General features: G+C 58.0%; 19 protein-coding genes. 9 read left to right on the top strand and 10 right to left on the bottom strand.

Annotated features, from left to right (window positions below; translation table 11 throughout):
- Nucleotides 1–51 precede the first annotated feature (51 nt).
- From ACOYXG_RS13150 to oxdA, 8 genes are all read right to left on the bottom strand, one after another.
- Complete coding sequence (locus ACOYXG_RS13150; RefSeq protein WP_103367102.1) at nucleotides 52–729, bottom strand: energy-coupling factor ABC transporter permease; 678 nt, start codon at nucleotides 727–729, stop codon at nucleotides 52–54.
- 58 nt (nucleotides 730–787) lie between these two features.
- Nucleotides 788–1,228: a nitrile hydratase accessory protein gene (locus ACOYXG_RS13145; RefSeq protein ID WP_097089786.1), complete on the bottom strand. Its 441-nt coding sequence runs from the start codon at nucleotides 1,226–1,228 to the stop codon at nucleotides 788–790.
- Entirely contained in the window at nucleotides 1,225–1,878 is a 654-nt protein-coding gene (gene nthB, locus ACOYXG_RS13140; RefSeq protein ID WP_096796026.1) for a nitrile hydratase subunit beta, read from the bottom strand. Before nthB ends, ACOYXG_RS13145 begins: the two co-directional genes overlap by 4 nt.
- Before the next feature lie 19 nt (nucleotides 1,879–1,897).
- Nucleotides 1,898–2,530 (bottom strand): nitrile hydratase subunit alpha, encoded by a 633-nt coding sequence (gene nthA / locus ACOYXG_RS13135; protein ID WP_027611799.1) that lies wholly within the window; start codon nucleotides 2,528–2,530, stop codon nucleotides 1,898–1,900.
- Nucleotides 2,531–2,579: 49 nt separating this feature from the next.
- Nucleotides 2,580–4,094: an amidase gene (locus ACOYXG_RS13130; RefSeq protein ID WP_027611800.1), complete on the bottom strand. Its 1,515-nt coding sequence runs from the start codon at nucleotides 4,092–4,094 to the stop codon at nucleotides 2,580–2,582.
- 215 nt (nucleotides 4,095–4,309) lie between these two features.
- On the bottom strand, nucleotides 4,310–4,834 hold the full coding sequence (locus tag ACOYXG_RS13125) for a group I truncated hemoglobin (RefSeq protein WP_027611801.1): 525 nt from the start codon (nucleotides 4,832–4,834) through the stop codon (nucleotides 4,310–4,312).
- An 80-nt stretch (nucleotides 4,835–4,914) separates the two neighbouring features.
- On the bottom strand, nucleotides 4,915–5,781 hold the full coding sequence (locus ACOYXG_RS13120; protein WP_460358254.1) for a transporter: 867 nt from the start codon (nucleotides 5,779–5,781) through the stop codon (nucleotides 4,915–4,917).
- 87 nt (nucleotides 5,782–5,868) lie between these two features.
- The gene (gene oxdA / locus ACOYXG_RS13115; protein ID WP_097089776.1) at nucleotides 5,869–6,924 is read right to left on the bottom strand and encodes an aliphatic aldoxime dehydratase; all 1,056 of its coding nucleotides are present in this window, start codon (nucleotides 6,922–6,924) and stop codon (nucleotides 5,869–5,871) included.
- Between the two features lie 565 nt (nucleotides 6,925–7,489).
- Here oxdA and ACOYXG_RS13110 point away from each other — a divergent pair.
- Nucleotides 7,490–8,425 (top strand): AraC-like ligand-binding domain-containing protein, encoded by a 936-nt coding sequence (locus ACOYXG_RS13110; RefSeq protein WP_027611804.1) that lies wholly within the window; start codon nucleotides 7,490–7,492, stop codon nucleotides 8,423–8,425.
- A 37-nt stretch (nucleotides 8,426–8,462) separates the two neighbouring features.
- On the opposite strand, the gene ACOYXG_RS13105 is transcribed toward ACOYXG_RS13110, so the two are convergent.
- The gene (locus ACOYXG_RS13105) at nucleotides 8,463–8,888 is read right to left on the bottom strand and encodes a winged helix-turn-helix transcriptional regulator (RefSeq protein ID WP_285374175.1); all 426 of its coding nucleotides are present in this window, start codon (nucleotides 8,886–8,888) and stop codon (nucleotides 8,463–8,465) included.
- Nucleotides 8,889–8,987: 99 nt separating this feature from the next.
- On the opposite strand from ACOYXG_RS13105, the gene ACOYXG_RS13100 reads away from it, so the two are divergent.
- A complete protein-coding gene (locus tag ACOYXG_RS13100; RefSeq protein WP_285374174.1) occupies nucleotides 8,988–9,839 on the top strand; it encodes an SDR family oxidoreductase in 852 nt (283 codons plus the stop codon).
- Nucleotides 9,840–10,021: 182 nt separating this feature from the next.
- On the opposite strand, the gene ACOYXG_RS13095 is transcribed toward ACOYXG_RS13100, so the two are convergent.
- Nucleotides 10,022–10,900, bottom strand: a complete 879-nt coding sequence (locus tag ACOYXG_RS13095; protein ID WP_139053987.1) for a LysR family transcriptional regulator — start codon at nucleotides 10,898–10,900, stop codon at nucleotides 10,022–10,024.
- A 154-nt stretch (nucleotides 10,901–11,054) separates the two neighbouring features.
- On the opposite strand from ACOYXG_RS13095, the gene ACOYXG_RS13090 reads away from it, so the two are divergent.
- The 7 genes from ACOYXG_RS13090 to ACOYXG_RS13060 all read left to right on the top strand — a co-directional run bounded on the left by ACOYXG_RS13090 (nucleotide 11,055) and on the right by ACOYXG_RS13060 (nucleotide 16,312).
- Nucleotides 11,055–11,480 carry a VOC family protein gene (locus ACOYXG_RS13090; RefSeq protein ID WP_039762906.1) on the top strand — a complete coding sequence of 142 codons (426 nt, stop codon included), beginning with the start codon at nucleotides 11,055–11,057 and terminating at the stop codon, nucleotides 11,478–11,480.
- Nucleotides 11,481–11,593: 113 nt separating this feature from the next.
- Nucleotides 11,594–12,877 (top strand): cation:dicarboxylate symporter family transporter, encoded by a 1,284-nt coding sequence (locus tag ACOYXG_RS13085; RefSeq protein WP_097089773.1) that lies wholly within the window; start codon nucleotides 11,594–11,596, stop codon nucleotides 12,875–12,877.
- Between the two features lie 119 nt (nucleotides 12,878–12,996).
- Complete coding sequence (locus ACOYXG_RS13080; protein ID WP_027611807.1) at nucleotides 12,997–14,100, top strand: alkene reductase; 1,104 nt, start codon at nucleotides 12,997–12,999, stop codon at nucleotides 14,098–14,100.
- A gap of 32 nt (nucleotides 14,101–14,132) precedes the next feature.
- The gene (locus ACOYXG_RS13075) at nucleotides 14,133–14,876 is read left to right on the top strand and encodes an SDR family oxidoreductase (RefSeq protein ID WP_027611808.1); all 744 of its coding nucleotides are present in this window, start codon (nucleotides 14,133–14,135) and stop codon (nucleotides 14,874–14,876) included.
- 69 nt (nucleotides 14,877–14,945) lie between these two features.
- Nucleotides 14,946–15,326, top strand: coding sequence for a nuclear transport factor 2 family protein (locus ACOYXG_RS13070; RefSeq protein WP_460358246.1), 381 nt, complete (start codon nucleotides 14,946–14,948; stop codon nucleotides 15,324–15,326).
- Nucleotides 15,327–15,385: 59 nt separating this feature from the next.
- Nucleotides 15,386–15,772, top strand: coding sequence for a nuclear transport factor 2 family protein (locus ACOYXG_RS13065; protein WP_460358243.1), 387 nt, complete (start codon nucleotides 15,386–15,388; stop codon nucleotides 15,770–15,772).
- Between the two features lie 102 nt (nucleotides 15,773–15,874).
- Nucleotides 15,875–16,312, top strand: a complete 438-nt coding sequence (locus ACOYXG_RS13060; protein WP_333989838.1) for an SRPBCC family protein — start codon at nucleotides 15,875–15,877, stop codon at nucleotides 16,310–16,312.
- The last annotated feature ends 91 nt before the right edge of the window (nucleotides 16,313–16,403 follow it).

The raw sequence follows: 16,403 nt of genomic DNA, 5'->3' as shown, positions 1-16,403 counted from the left end.
ACGCTCTTCGAATGCTCGGGGGCAGGCTGATGCGGACTGGAGTGCGTCGACTCAGGCGGCCTGGTACAGACGGCGTTCGAGCAGCGAACTACCCCGCAGACGATGGCTGGCCTTGGCCGCGGCCAGTACGGCCAGGTCCAGCAGCGGTTCGAGGGTGATCACGGTCATGTAGGCACTGCCAAAGGTCAGAATCGACAGGGCGTTTTCGGCTGTGAAGCCTTTTCCGTAGAAAGCCCAGAACGCCACCCAGGCGACAATGCCTGCCTGAAAGGCGGTCGACAGCCCCAGCGCTTGTCTGTAGCTCAGTTCCACATACGGCGTGTCGGGCGCAATGATGCGTTTGGCCAGGGCAGCGACTGCGCACAGCGGTACCAGTAGCGTGGTGACGTTCATGCCATATTGCGGCAGGTCGAATGGCGCGAAGAACAGGCCCTGAATCAGCAGCCCCAGGGCGAGACCCGCCGCAGCAGGTGCAGCGCCAAGCAGCAGAAATAGCGTTGACCCCAGGATGAGATGCACCTCGGAAACACCGACCGGATAGTGCGGCAGCAGCTCGAAGAAGCTGAAGACCAGGGCCGTGGCAGTGACAGTCCGAGCCAGCAGCGAAAAGACCCCACGCTCACCGATGGCTTGCGCAGCGAGTTTGACGGTGTAGGCGCCGACACCTGCGGCAGTGACATAGCTCAGCCAGAGTTTTCCGGCTTCCACCAGATCAGGTTCGATATGCATGACGATTGCTCCTTGGCCGCTTCGCGGCCTCGACAGTAAAAAACGGATGACTGCGGTCTCAGTTTGCGGCTCGGCTGATCGCTACCGGCTCGCGCCGTGGCAGGTGTTCGTGCTCGTGTCCGTGGGGCGGTGGGCAACTCGCATTAAGCAGCGTGACCGGTTGTCCATGGGGCGTGTTCACGTAGGCTTGCTGCCATTCCTCGGTGCGCCGGGTGATGTCTTCGAAAGCGGTCAAACCGAGCGCGGTAACCATCCTTTCCATGGCCGCAATCCACTGCCGGTAGTAAGCGTCGTTGATGCTTTCTCCGGGCTGCGCCGGGCTTGCCTTGATCTCATCGCTGAATGTCTGCACCCAGTCCTTCCAGGGAAATAGACCGGTTTGGTGCAGGTGTAGCAGCAGGGAAAAGGCCTGGGCCTGCCAGGGTTGGTCGAACACTGGGCCTTCATTGTCCAGAGATAGCCCGGTGATGGGCGGGATGTGAAGCTTGCTGGCGTTCATACGGCCTCCAGATAGTTGTCCCACAGATCAATGCAGACACTGTCCGGTCGCGCCACGCCCCACAGTTCTGTCGCACTGAAGCGCACGGCATAGACCTGTTGCGGTTGTTCGCCCAGACCGTGGGCCATGGTGTCCGGGGTGGCAAACGCACCGTGCGCAATCTCGATGGTCCCGACCTTGCCGCGCGCGTAGCGTGGCAGTCGGGTGTGGGTGGTTGGATTGAAATTTTTCGTCCGTACTCGGTCACCGACCCGGAAGCGGCCGGCGACGGGCTCTTTCGCCCTGGATGAAGCGCCGCCAAGAGTCACCGCCTCGACGATGTCTGGTGTGAGCACCGTTGGCTGCTGCGTCGGCGAGGTCGGTTTGACCGCGCCCTGCAGTTCGCCAGCGCTGATCACGCCTTTTTCCAGCAGCAAGGTCTCGAAGGCGTGCAGCCAGTGTTCGTAGTAACTCGACTGCAAGTATTCCGCCGGTTGCATGCGTTCGATGCAATGGCGGAATTCGTCGACATTGAAGTAGCCGCCGACGAAGAGCGAGGCAAACAGCGGAAAGATCCTGCGTTCCCAGTCGTGATGGAACACCGGTTCATTGTCTTCGGTGAGCACCGGGCCGAACCCGTGCATACCGCCTAAGTCGTGTACACCGTTCATGGTTTTCTCCTTCACGGGGTCAGGCTGCGTCGCCCGGTGTCTTGGCCAGGCCGGTACCGATCATGGCATCACGCGTCACCAGCTCGACCAGGCGTTCCTCGCTCCAGCCGTCTGTGCCCGCCGGACGTTCCGGCAGTACCAGGTAGCGCAACTCGGCACTGCTGTCCCAGACCCGCACTTCCTTGTCATCGGGAACAAGCAAACCGAATTCGGCCAGTACGCCGCGTGGATCGATGACTATCCGTGAGCGATAGGGCGCGGATTTGTACCAGGCGGGGGGCAGACCCAGGGTTGGCCAGGGGTAACAGGAGCACAGCGTGCAGACCGTCACGTTGTGCACGGCCGCGGTGTTCTCCACCACCACCATGTCTTCGCCCTGCACGCCGGAAAAACCCAATTCGGCAATCGCCGCGGTGGCATCTTCCAGCAGCCGTTTTTTGTAATCGGGATCGAACCAGGCCTTGGCGACCACCTGAGCGCCGTTGCGCGGGCCGACCTTGTGCTGGTAAGTGTCCACCAGTGCATCCATGGCGGTCGGGTCGACCAGACCCTTTTCGATCAGCAGGGATTCGAGCGCCTTGACACGCAGGGCGATGGCCTCGGGGGGCTCGGTGTGATCGTGATCGTGATGATGTTCGTGCGTATGGCTCATGTATTGACCCCTCTGAATTTGCTACTCACGTTCAGTGCGATGCGCCGGTTTACAACGTCCGCCAATCGACAGAGGCCTCGAATGCCGCTGCCGCTTGATAGAGGGTGCCTTCGGCATAATGTTTTCCGACAAGCATCAGCCCCACAGGCAGTCCGTCCACCAGGCCGCAAGGGATCGACATGGCGGGGTGCCCGGTAATGTCCTGAGCGGCGGTATTGCCCAGCATCTCCAACGCACGCGTGACGGTTTCGGTGATGGAAGAGCCCGGTTCAGGGAGTGGCTGGGCGGTGATCGGCACGGTCGGCATGACGAGCAGGTCATAGGTATTCAGCGCCCGGTCATAGGCGGCCCGGGCAAAGCGTGCAATGTTCTGGGCCTTGGCGTAGTAGCGACCGTGGTAGCGCTCCAGACCGAACTGACCCACGAACATGCACAGCTTGAGTGACGGTGACAGTGCTTCGGCCTGATCGCGCCAACCGGCCTGTTTGTCCAGCAGGCCCACGTCGTAAAGCCCTTTCCAGTTAAAGCCCGCGCCGTTGCCGTGCATCATTTGCATGGTCAGGCCTTCACAGCCGATAGGGCTCCACAATGCCCCCGCCAGGTTGTGTTCGGGAACCGAGACTTCCTCGACCCGCGCACCCAACGCCTCGAGCCGGGCGATAGCACTGCGCACCTTTTCTGCGATACGCGGATCCTGGTTAGCGAGTTGGAAACCTTCCTGGAGAATTCCGATCCGCAGTCCGGTCACGCCTCGTTCCAGATAATCGCTATAGGCATCGACCTCGGGAGCGCTCTGGCGCGGGTCGAGTCCGTCCGATCCAGCCATCACTTCAAGCATCAGCGCGTTATCGCGGACGTTACTCGTCATCGGGCCGACATGGTCGAAAGTTGCCTCGATCGCCATGACGCCGGTATAGGGCACCAGACCGAAGGTGGGCTTCATTCCGTAAATGCCGCACCAGGCTGCCGGAATGCGGATGGAGCCGCCCTGGTCGCCACCGACAGCCAGGTCGACTTCACCCGACGCCACCAGCGCTGCGCTGCCGGAAGACGAGCCGCCGGTGGTGAATCCATGGCGATAAGGATTGTGCACAGGGGCTGGGTCTGAGGTATGGCTACCACCGGAGAGGCAGTAATGTTCACAAGTGGCTTTGCCGAGGATGGTGGCGCCAGCGTCGAGCAGACGTGTCACCACAGTGGCATCAAACGACGGTACGAATCCTTCCAGTGGCGCGGCACCGTTCATCATCGGGACACCGGCCAGAGAGATATTGTCCTTGAGCGCAACCGTCTTGCCGGCAAGCTTGCCCGAACTGGCGCCCATTACCTCGGTTCTGTAGTACCAGGCGTTCAGCGGATTGTCCGTACTTGAAGGGCGGTAACCGGCACTGCGCTCGTAGCACACCGGGGGGATGAAGTCTGGCAACTCATCGACGAGATCGTAGGCATCAAAACTGGATTGCATGAGCGCCAGGTATTCGCTGGCTTGCTCGGGAGTCAACTGTATGTGCAGGCGGCTGGCGAGATCCTGCACTTGTTCGAGCGTCGGGCGGATGATGGCCATGGAGTGTCCTGTGTCCTGTGCCAACCTGCTGGGTTGGCAATGTCTGTTCAAACGTCGTCTCGGAGAAGCCCGGTTACGGTGCGCACGATTGGCGATGTCGCGACCGGGCTGGTATCAAGCTATCTGCGCACATTGAGCGGCGCTTGGTTGAGAAGGACATTCGCTTGGTTGAGCGGGACGCCGTATTGCGGTGGCGCCGGTTTTTGCCGAGCGTGTCAGTCTTCGGATTCGGCCGTGGTCGGTTTTCGGAACGAATTCCCGGGTTTCGGCCAGACAACCCCGACGCTCTTCATGCCTTTGGCCGGGTCCATTTCCGGGTGCGCGAGTACCACATCCCGATAGGAGGGGCTGCCGATCACCGCCGGTTTGAACTTGATGAGGAAGTCATTGACCTCCTTGCGCAGGTCCGGGGCCAGGCCGTAGTCGTCGTAGCAGGCCTCCAGACAATCGAGCACCGCTTGCCAGTGCACCTCGGTCAGCCCCATCCCGCGATGCGCGGTGACCATGTCTCGGCCCCTGTATTTGGCGCTGCCACCCCAGTGCTCGGAAAGGAAGTCGACAAAATTGATGTGTTCCTTCTGGAACGTCGATTCCGACATATGGGCCCAGATGTGGCCGATGGCGGGGTGGCCCATGGTTTTTCTCAACACGGCGCCTGCGAACTGATAAATCGCGTCATAACCGCCAAGACGGGTGTAGAGGGAGGGTTGTTGTTCTGCGGTGGGTTGCTGGTCGGTCATTGTCGGGTTACTCCGTTTAAGATCAGGGGCATCTCATGAGCCGGTTGGCACGCTGGATACGGGCTGCGCGGAGGAGGGGGCTAGAAAACCCTGACGTAGCGCAGGTTCATGCGAAAGTCCTCTTTGGGGCCGTTCTCCACCGCAAGGTCGCGTCCAAGTTGCACCTGGAATTGGTCCCTGGCGGTCAGAAACTTTCTCGCCGTGACGCGGACGTTGGTGGTTTCCATCCTGTCGTCCTGGTTGACACCATCGACCTGGTTTTCCCCACCCCAACTGTGGCCGAAGCCGATCGCCAGCGCCGTTGTCTCGTCGGGCATGTAGCGCCCCATCAACTGGGCGCCATAGGAAACGTCCTGCTCGCGACGGGCAGAGCTGGCGCCGTAGTCGTTGTTGTCCCCGTACCAGATGGCGTCACCGACGAGGTCGATGGCCCACTTTTCTGTGAAGTGCTTGACGTAAGCGGCCTGCAGATCGAATTTCCAACGGTTCTCGCCAAGGTTGAGCGCGTCTTCCTTGTCGTAGTTGCCAGTTGGCACGTACAGGTAAGCGGTCGCACCGAGGGTGTCGTTGGCGTCGTTGAGACGGTACTTGAGTGGCGCAGTAAGAATGAGGTCGCCGATGCCGCTGGCGTCGCCCAGCGCAGACGCATCTCCACCGCCCGAGATATGGCCGAAGGGCAACAGGAATTGCGGTTCGATGGTCAGCCGCTCGCTCAACTGGTAGACGTGCAGCAGACGCAAAATGCCGACGTCGGACGTCAGATTGAAATCGGAGCTGGTCTTGTGCCCGTTGGAATAGGCTTTGTCGGTGCTGGCGTGCTGGTAGTAGACCACGCCGATGGTCGCGCCCACGGGGAGCGGCTCGTAGTCGCCAGGATCGACCTCGAGCGCGTGGGAGGAAAGGCTGGGGAGCAGGGCTGCAAGCGCCAGGTAGCGGAACCGTTTCATGATCGAAGATCCTTTTTTCGGGCAAAAAGAGCCCCGCTATCGCCAGTCAGGCAACGCGCAGGGCTAAAAGTGGAGTCAGCGATGGAGTCAGGCGGGCGACACGTGTGCGTCGCGCATCATCCCGGTCTGCGGGTGGCAGTTGATGTACTCGAACAGTTGCTGGCTACCATCCGCCACCGAGACCTCGTGATACAGCCGCAGCTTCGAAAGACCGCCGATCACGCGGAAGAACGTGGTGAAAATGCGCAGGTGAGTGGGGTGGGATTCTGCCCAGCGCTCCAGCTTGTCGAGCGATCGCCAGTGACCGATGTCATAGGCGATGTCGAGGAGATTGCCATCGAGGTCGATATTGCGTACGAAACGGTTGCTATAGCAGCCCAGCGCCTGCCCCTCGTCACGCAGGAAGTTCATGCCGTCTTGCAGGGGCGGCAGCATCTCGTTGAAATAGAGCGCGCGTTCTTCCTCGCCGGCTTCGACCCAGTCTTGTCCGGAGCGGATCAGCGTCAGGTTGTCGTGGCCACGTACGACGACCCTGCCGCCCTTGGCCGGATCGCCTGAAATGACTTGCAGCTCACTGGTCGGCTGCATCCAGTCGGTCTGGGAGATGGCAAAGCGGTCGCGCGCCGAACCCCAGTAGCCGTGCTCTTCAATCTCGCCGCTGATGCCGTCCATGACCGCACCGACGCCTGGCAAATCGTCTTTGAAGGCATACAGCGTTTCGAACTGCTCGGCGCGCGGGGCCATGACCTCGCGGAAATATCCCAGCCCCTCGCTCAGGCGCGCATCGTCGCCCCACCAATTCGCCACCGGCGGTGAAAGCAGCCAACGGTGATAGGCGACGGGATCACGCCAGTAGCCCACGGCGATGAAGTTTCCATACCCCTGATTGTCGAGGTGGTAGGTCAGGTCGTAATGCCCGGGGCCATCGGCGAGGGCGAAGCTGGCGTCAATGTAGCGTATGGCTTGCAGGGCGGCGGCGCGTTGTTCTTCGCGAAATTGCACCCCGAGGTAAGCCATCACGACTTGCTTCACGTTTTCGTCAGCCCGTCCCACAAACATGGGGAAGGGTGGCTGGTATTCGTCGTGGACGCGACGCGACAAAGTCCGCGGACATTTCAGATGTTTATCGATTGCAGATTCCATGGGGGGGGCTCCTTAGTTTCCGTCTCAAACGGACGGTTCGCTGTTCTACAGGCCAGTGGATGTTGTTGTTTTGCGATCAGGACCACGCCATCGGCGTTGCAGCGCCAAGGTCCCGAGTTGCACCAGGTAACTGGCGAACTCTTCGGGTGCCATGTCCCAGCGCTGTAAAAACCAGGACGAATCGGACAGTCGCTGCTGTTCTCGTCGTTGCATGAGGCACCTCGTCATTGGTGTCGGGAGGGACACGGCATGGAGTGAAAATTATCGAGGGGAGATGGGATGTGCTTGGCTCGAATGGACAACCGTTTGGTTAAAAAGGACAGCCGTAAATGGCCAGCTCATCGATGCGCAGTGATGGTGCGGGGCTTGTGAAACAAGGGACGAAATGCTCAGGAAAGTTGCAGGGGAAGTGCTGGGGAGGCACTGTCTGCCAAGTGTGCGGAGGGCGATCTCGCGGCGCGGCTAAGCGCTGGGCGTGAGACTGAGCAGATGGCCTGATAATTGCTGAGCTCGCAAAAAACGTTACCACGCTTTTTTGTTGAACCGCCGCCGCGAGGTCCATGCAATGAGCCAGACATGTCAGTATTCAACGCTTGCCGTCACGGCGCCCCAACGGTTCGATTACTGGAAGGAGGTGGTGTGTCACCATTGCCTGGACGCCGACAGCAAACTGCTGGCGCAGAGCGATTTCGACGGGGCGCTGGAGGTGCATGGCATGGGGGCATTGGACATCTGCACGTTGTCCGCACCCTTGCATTATTGGGAGCGGACCGCCCAGCACCTGCGCAGCGACCCGAATGACGATTTGTGGTTGGGCTTTACCCGCAGCGGTTATGGCGAACTGGAGCAGGCTGACCGGCGGACGAAGCTGGCGGCGGACGATCTGTTCCTTTACGACGCATCCCAGCCCTTCAGATTCAGCTTCGGTGGTACCGATAACCACCTTGTGCGCATTCCGCGACAATTGCTCAGCCAGCGGCTGCCCGGCATAGCGGAGTGCACCGCCATGGTTCTGGATGATCGTCGTCCAGGGGTAATTCCGTTACGCGAAATGTTGCGCCAGGCCGCAAGCATGGCTTCAGGCTTCCAAAAACCAGGCCTGTCCAGTCGTTATTCCAGCACGTTGCTCGACCTCTTGGTGGTCAGCCTGGAGCTTCAGGATTTAAAGCAGACGCATGACGAGCTGGACCTGTATGGCCGGATCATGAATTACATCCACCAGTATTTGACCGAGGCGGATCTTTCACTCGAGCGCATTGCTCAAGCTCACCATGTCTCCACGCGCACAGTGACGCGCGCTTTCGCCCGCCATCAGAAATCGCCGGTCGCGGAAATCTGGAAGGCACGGTTGTTCGCCAGCCGCGACGCGATCGAGCGTGGTCAAGTCCGTAGCATTTCCCAGGCGGCGCTGGATTTCGGCTTCTCGGACTTCTCTCATTTCAGCCACGCTTTTCGCAAGACCTTCGGCATTGCTCCCCATACTCTTCTGCGACGAGAGTGAAATGGACGGGCTTTAACGCTTCTCAAGCGAAAGACATTCAGCTTTTATCCACGGCTGCCATCTCTTGCTGACGCAGCACGGTTGCGTAGTGCGTTTCCACCCAATCGGCCAATTCGCGCACCCGTACTGCGGCTTCCATCCCCATAGGCGTCAGCGTGTATTCGACATGTGGCGGCACGACGTCATAGGCGTGACGCGCCACCATCCCATCGCCTTCCAACAACTGAAGCGTCTGCGCCAGCATTCGTTCGCTGACCCCGCCGATCTTGCGTCGTAACTGGCTGAACCGCAGCGTGCCAGGCAGCAGGGCAATCAGCACCAGCACACCCCAGCGGCTTGTCAGGTGGCTCAGGATTTCACGCGACGGGCACTCTGGCGCGAGCACGTCGCCGCGCCTCAATCGTTCGGACAATGGGACTGCAGACGGCTTTTCTGATGATTTCGAAGGCGCGTTCGTATTCATGCACTTACCTTTTTGTACGTACTTACTTTAAGTAATCTAATTTCTTATATTCGCTCATGGCTGTTTCTTCAACTCTTCCGTTCACCAAGGAGTCACCGCATGAGCATTGCCGTTACCGGAGCCACCGGCCAACTGGGCCGCCTCGTCATTGAGCACCTGAAGCAGCGAGTTGCCGCGAGCAGTATTCTTGCCCTGGCGCGCAAGCCGGAACAGGCAGAAGGGCTGGGCGTTGCGGCAAGGGCGTTCGACTATTCCAAGGCCGAGATGCTGGATGCGGCGTTGTCCGGAGTGGGAACCTTGCTGTTGATCTCCTCCAGCGAAATCGGGCAACGTGCTGCGCAGCACACCAATGTCATCGCGGCGGCGAAGAGGGTGGGCATCCAGCGCATTGTCTACACCAGTGTGTTGCACGCCGATTCGTCCGTGTTGCAACTTGCCGACGAACACCGCGCAACCGAGGCTGCCCTCAAGGCGTCCGGACTTTTCTACACGCTGTTGCGCAATGGTTGGTACACAGAAAACCACACCGGTTTCGCTGGTATGGCACTGGCTAACGGCGCGCTGTTTGGTAGTGCAGGCGAAGGCCGGATTTCGTCAGCGACACGCGAGGATCTGGCTGAAGCCGCCGCCGTGGTGTTGACTGCTGATGGCCATGAAAACGCGACCTATGAACTGGTCGGCGATAACTCATGGACGCTCACCGATCTGGCGGCAGAAATCTCGAAGCAGACCGGCAAGAACATCCCTTATCGCAACCTCCCGGAAGCCGACTACGCCGCCGCACTCGAAGGTGCCGGCTTGCCGAAGGAGCTCGCCGCAGCATTGGCTTCCTATGACGTCAGCGCTTCACAGGGAGCGCTCTACAGCAACGAGCGCGCTTTGGCTGAACTCATCGGGAGACCAACCACGCCGCTTGCTATCAGCGTCGAACGTGCGCTGAAGACGCACTGACGAATGCTGCCAAGCAGCAATGATCATGATCATGATCATGATCAGGCAGACAGGCAGTTCTGATTACCTGAAGCAAGGTCTGAAAAACACAGCGCCGTAGGTGGTTCGCCGTCAGGCGCTGAGTTCTTCAATCATTGCTGGCGTCGTCGCTGCACAGCATTTCGATCCGCGCTTGGCGACTATTATTCTGCAACGGCGGTTACCTGATCACTTATAAGCTGAGCCAAAATTCGCACAGGCTCGGTGAAACTCTGTCGAGATCGATGTACCAGCCCGATATCCCGGTGAAAGGTGTGTTGTCCCAAATCGATCGCTCGTACACCTTCGGGCCATTCCTGATGGGGCTCTGTCTGTGGCACCAGCGCTATGCCTACACCTTTTTCCACCAGTTTGATGATGGCCTCCAGTTCATCCAGTTCGCAAACTTCCTGCAAGGTGAAATGCATCTGTCGCAGGAAACGATCAACCTGCCGGCCGCCGAAAGATGATCGGTCATAGCGAATGAATGGCTGGCTGGACAGCAGTTCCGACCAGTCATTTCCCTCCAGCTCGCGTGGCACGATCAGTCGGTAGGGCTCTCGCGCCAGCGTCGTCCAGCGCAGGTCACTTTGAAGAGAGAAGGGCGGTCGAATGATGACAGCCATGTCGATTTCGCCGGCGTCTACGAGGTTCACCATCTCCATTGAAAGCCCTGGAATGACACGTGTGCGGCATTGCGGACACTGCTGGTGAAACTTCGCCAGCGCATCGGGCAAATAGGAACGTTGCACGGATGCGATCGCACCGATGTTGATGAGTATGTTGGTAGGTTGGCCCAGCGCAGTGGAACCCAGATTGTCGTATAGCCTGAGTAACTCCTGCGCCTGCAGAAGTATCTGGTGACCCATTTTGTTGAGATGGGCCGAACGTCCTTTCCTGTCGAAAATCTCAAAACCGAGTTCGGTTTCCAGGCGCTGAATCTGCGCGCTGACAGCGGCCTGGGTCAGGCCGATCTTGTTCCCGGCAGCGGCGAATGTGCCTTCCCGCGCCACCGCAATGAGTGTTTTCAGTTCTTTGATCATTCACAAATATTAATTGTGTTTCTGAGAAATATATATTGATTTTTATGTTTGGTTTTCCGTCCTAGGATGTTTTCCATCCCCGGCACCGGCTGAACCCAGAGAGCTGATGACGGTGGAAATGTTCGCCAACCAACAAAAAATATTTGGAGTTCTGATGAGCCTCTCGCCATTTCACCTCGCGATCCCTGTTTATGACCTGGCTGCGGCGCGCACCTTCTACGGTGAGGTCTTTGGTCTTGAAGAAGGGCGCTCCAGCACGCAATGGGTCGATTTCGATTTTTATGGTCACCAACTGGTGATCCACGAACATCCGAAAACAGCCTCACAAGAGAGCGTTCACAGCAACCCGGTCGACGGACACGATGTTCCTGTTCCGCACTTCGGCATCATTTTGGGTTGGGAACAATGGGAGGCGCTGGCCGAACGCTTGAAGTCCTTTGGTACCGAGTTTGTGATCGAACCGTACATTCGGTTCAAAGGCCAGGTAGGCGAGCAGGCCACCATGTTTCTCTTTGACCCGTGCGGCAACGCTCTTGAGTTCAAGGCGTTCAAGGATATGAGCCAGCTCTTCGCTAAATAGGAACACGCATGGCACAACCCGTTTGTGCCATTCGATCTCAAGTGAGCTGGAAGCTCATGACTCTAGCAACTGCGAATAGACGCAGACCTTTCATTCCAACAAGAAGGCTAGACATGAAACGTATTCCCTTGGTGTGGCAAATCGTTGCCGGGCTATTGCTTGGCGTGCTTGCAGGTTGGTACTTCAATACGCATCCGCACTATCAGACATGGGTGAGTGCGGAGATCCTCAAACCGCTCGGTGACATCTTTATCAAGATGATGAAGATGGTGGTTGTTCCGATCGTGTTCTGTTGCATGATTTTGGGGATCGCGGGCGGCGGTGACAGCAAATCGTTCGGCCGTATGGGGGTGAAGTCGCTCGGCTACTTCTTTGCGATTACCGCGCTGGCCATCGTCATAGGCCTGTGTTTTGCCAACCTCTTCGAACCAGGACGAGGAACCGATATTTCAGGCCTTTCGCATGGCGCTGCATCGATCACGCTTGAGCCGTCCAAAGGGGCGCTGGTGATTTTGCAGAACATCGTTCCAGACAACGTGATAGTGGCAATGTCAGAAGCGAAGTTGCTGTCGGTACTGTTCTTCGCTGTGCTGTTGGGGCTGGCGTTGAATGCTTTGCCCAAAGACCAAAGCGCGCCATTTATTGCGGTCGTGCAGAGCCTTTCCGATGCTATGTTCAAGGTGGTTTCCATTGTGATGGCCTACGCGCCGATAGGGGTGTTTGGCATGATCGGCGCGACCGTCGCGACGTTTGGTTTTGCCTCGCTGCTGCCGCTGCTCAAGTTGATTGGGGTGGTGTATCTGGCGCTGATGGTGTTCGCTTTAGTGGTACTGGGTGGCATTTGTTATTTGATTGGCGAAAACATCTTCAAGTTGATCCGCTACTTCCGTAATGAGTTGATTCTGGCGTTTTCCAGTGCCGCCTCAGCCGCCGTTATGCCGCAACTGATGACCAAACTGGAAAGCTACGGTGTACCGCGTCGGATCGTCAGTTTTGTGGTGCCGGTGGGGTATGCGTTCAATCTCGATGGCGCATCGATTTTTCTCGGTGTGGCGACCATTTTTGTGGCGCAACTCTATGGGATAGACCTGTCTCTGTCACAGCAGATTCTGTTGGTCGTGACGATGGTACTGACCTCGAAGGGCGCCGCAGGTGTGCCTGGGTTTGCAATCGTGATCTTGTCAGCCACCTTGGCCTCTGCCGGTCTTCCGTTGGAAGGTGTGGCATTGATCGCCGGCATTTTCAGGATTATCGACAGCGGCACCACCACGCTCAATGTACTGGGCAATGCGATTGCGCCGCTGGTTATCAGCAAGTGGGAGAAAGTCGCGCTAGAGCCCTCACGAACGGGTCATACAGACGACCACCTGTGTGACCAGGTGCAACGCTGCCGGTAACAGTCGTGAACACGATGGCAGCTTTTGAAACAGCACTATCACCAGCAAACGCCTGCTGACAGAGGGGCGTATTTTTTTAACCTTCCACTAGACGACCGGTCTATTCAGTCGAGGATTTTATGACGGCTAACACGTTTGATACCGACCTTTTTTCGCCCATGCAAATGGGCGCACTCCAATTGGCTAACCGAATTGTCATGGCACCTGTGACACGCAGCCGAATGGCCGAAGACGGCGTACCGAATGAAATGCACGCGACTTACTACGCCCAGCGCGCCAGTGCAGGCTTGATCATCGCCGAAGCGACCAATATTTCTCCCCAGGGGCGGGGTTACGCCATGACCCCGGGTATCTGGTCGGAGGCACAGGTAGCTGGCTGGAAAAAAGTCACTGACGCGGTGCACGCGGCGGGCGGCAAAATCGTCAGTCAGTTGTGGCACGTAGGGCGCTTTTCGAGTGTCGAGCTACAACCCAACGGAGAAGCGCCAGTAGCGCCTTCGGCGATCAAGGCCGAAGGCAGCACTTATACCGAGAAAGGCTTTGTCGAGGTGTCGATGCCTCGCGCACTGGAAACCTCGGAGATCCCTGGAATCATCGAGCAGTACAAGCTGGCCGCAGAAAATGCCCGGCGAGCCGGTTTCGATGGTGTGGAAGTGCATTCCGCCAACAGTTATCTGCTTGACCAGTTCCTGCGCGACTCCACCAATCAACGCACTGACCCATATGGCGGCTCCATCGAGAACCGGGCTCGACTGACGCTGGAAGTCACCGCAGCCGTGATTTCGATCTGGGGTAGCGATCGGGTCGGTATTCGCCTCTCGCCAGTTACACCCGATGCCGGAAATACACCTCCCGACAGCAATGTCATGGCGACTTACGGTTACCTGATTCAGCAGCTCAATCAATTCAATCTGGCTTATCTGCATTTTGTCGAAGGCGCCACGGCGACCTCCCGCACGGTCCCGGAAGGCGTGGATCTGGACGCGCTGAGTGCGCAGTTCGAAGGGCCATTCATTGGCAATAACAACTACGACCTGCCGATGGCGCTAGAGCGTCGTGCGCAGGGGCGGATCGATGCGGTGGCGTTTGGTCGTTTGTTCATTGCCAACCCCGACCTCGTGGAGCGTTTGCGTCGCGGGATCGAGCTCACCATCGCGCCACGCGAGAGTTACTACGGCGGCGGTGCCAAGGGTTACATCGACTGGCCAACCGCGAACGCCTGAACGACGGCATTTATCGATAAGAGGTAATGAGCATGAATTATCTGCATAACAAAGTAGCGATCGTTACCGGCGCGTCTTCCGGCATCGGCGCCGCCACCACCCGCGCGCTTGTCGCCCAAGGCGTGCGCGTAGTGGCCGCTGCACTGGATGAACAGGGTCTGGAAAGCTTTGTCGCCGAGTTGCGGGCGGGCGGTAACGAAGTGGTCGCTTTTACCACCGACGTGACTCAGGCGCATCAGACCCAAGCGCTCGCGCAATTTGCGCATGAGACCTACGGCGCCGTAGACATTCTGGTGAACAACGCCGGGCTGATGCTTTTTTCCAACTGGGTCGACCTGGCGGTACAGGACTGGGAAAAGATGATCGACGTGAATATCAAAGGCTACCTCAACACTACGGCGGCGGTGCTGCCTTTCATGCTGGAGCGCAAGTCCGGGCAGATTCTCAATATGGACTCTGTTGCCGGTCATCAGGTCGGACCGGCGGCCGGTGTTTACAGCGCAACAAAATTTTTCGTTCAGGCCATGACCGAGTCCATGCGCAAGGAGCTCGGTGTGCAGCACGGCATCCGCGTCAACACGGTCAGCCCGGGTGTCATCAATACCGGCTGGGCCGACAAGGTCAGTGATCCTGAAGGGCGCAAGGCTGCCCAAGCGCTCAACCGAATTGCCATCGCCCCCGACGATATCGCGGGTGCGGTGATTTACGCGCTCAACCAACCGGAAAACGTCACTGTCAACGACTTGATCATCTCGCCGACCCGCCAGGATTGGTGACTGTTTACCGAGCCTTGTCCGTAAACCTTCCTTGCTTTCTTCAGCCATTTACTAACTCAGGAATACCTCATGTCCACGCCAACTTATGTTCAGGAATACAACGCAATCGTCGACGTGCTCAGCCAGTACAACGAAGGTGGTGCCAAAGCTGACAGCGCCTTGATGAAGCCCGCATTCAACCAGCAGGCCACCATGTTCGGGGTCGACGAAGGCAGGCTCGTCGGCGGTGCGATCCAGAACCTCTACGACGTCATCGATAACGCGTTCCGCCCGTCTCCCGAAGCGCAAGCAGCGATCGTTCGTATCGACATCGTAGGCACGGCAGCCAGTGCCCGGGTCGATACGGACAATGTTTCAGGATTCCGTTTCACCGACTTCTTCAACCTGCTGAAGGTTGAAGGTCAGTGGACGATTGTCAGCAAGATCTACCACACCCACCCAAGCGCCTAAGCCGTTGAATGCAATTGGCGAGGTGCGTCGCGCCTCGCCCTTACTGGAAGGAGAGACACATGTCGAAGAACATCAAGGCAGTACCCACCGCTGAGTACAACGCTGTCATCGCCATTGCCAATCAGTATGTTGAAGGGCTGCGTGTGGGCAGTGCACAGAGCGTTGCGCAGGCGTTCCATAAAGACGCTGTGATGTACGGATTCACCAATGGTGAACTGCTGGGCGGCCCGATCAGGAATCTGTTTGATTTCGTAGAGAAGAACGGCGATGCCCCGAACATCATCACCCGACTCGACGTACTGGCGATCACGCCAACCACCGCCGTGGTTCGTGTCGATATGGAACAGGATGCAATCGGCGCTGATTACAACGATTACCTGACCCTGATCAAAATCGACGGGGCCTGGAAGGTCATTGCCAAGGTTTATCACCAATTCACAGGTTGAGCGTCTTCCGGTCCTGTTGATCCATACCGGGACCGGATTTCATCCACCTCTGACGTGCGCAGAGGTCAGGTTCGAAAACAGTTGATTTTGAGGGTGTACACGATGTCGATGGTTGAGTTCTCCGCTGTCCTGGACAGCGACATAGCGCACGCCTGGAGCGTGTTGAAGAGGTTCGGTGAGATTGGTAAATGGCATCCCTCCATTTTGGAAAGCAGCATTGAGGGAAACCAGCCCGATGGATTGGTTGGCTGTATTCGCAAACTCATATTGATCGATGGTGCTGTGGTCAGAGAGCGTCTTTTGTCGGTCGATGATCGCAATACGACGCTGTCTTATCGCTTGGAGGAGGCGCCGTTACCGCTGGACAACTATGTAGCTACTGTTCAATTAGCCTCGCTGACTGGGCAGTCAAAGACGTTCATCCGCTGGTCTGCAAGCTTCGATCTGCAAGATCTCAATACTGCCGAACACTATGAGGCGCTCGTTAGAGGACTGATCGTGGACGGCCACAACAGTCTCCAGTCATTTCTCCAGCAATAAGCTGAGGAGGGCGGTGAAGTAGGGTGAGGGCAGGGCTATGCCATTGGAAATGACAATTCAGCCACTGTGGAATGCCGGGAATGCGGTTAGA

The sequence above is a fragment of the Pseudomonas sp. G3-39 genome, assembly GCF_054790485.1.
Note: the sequence above shows the minus strand (reverse complement) of the source record. Positions and strands in the feature narration are given on the sequence as shown.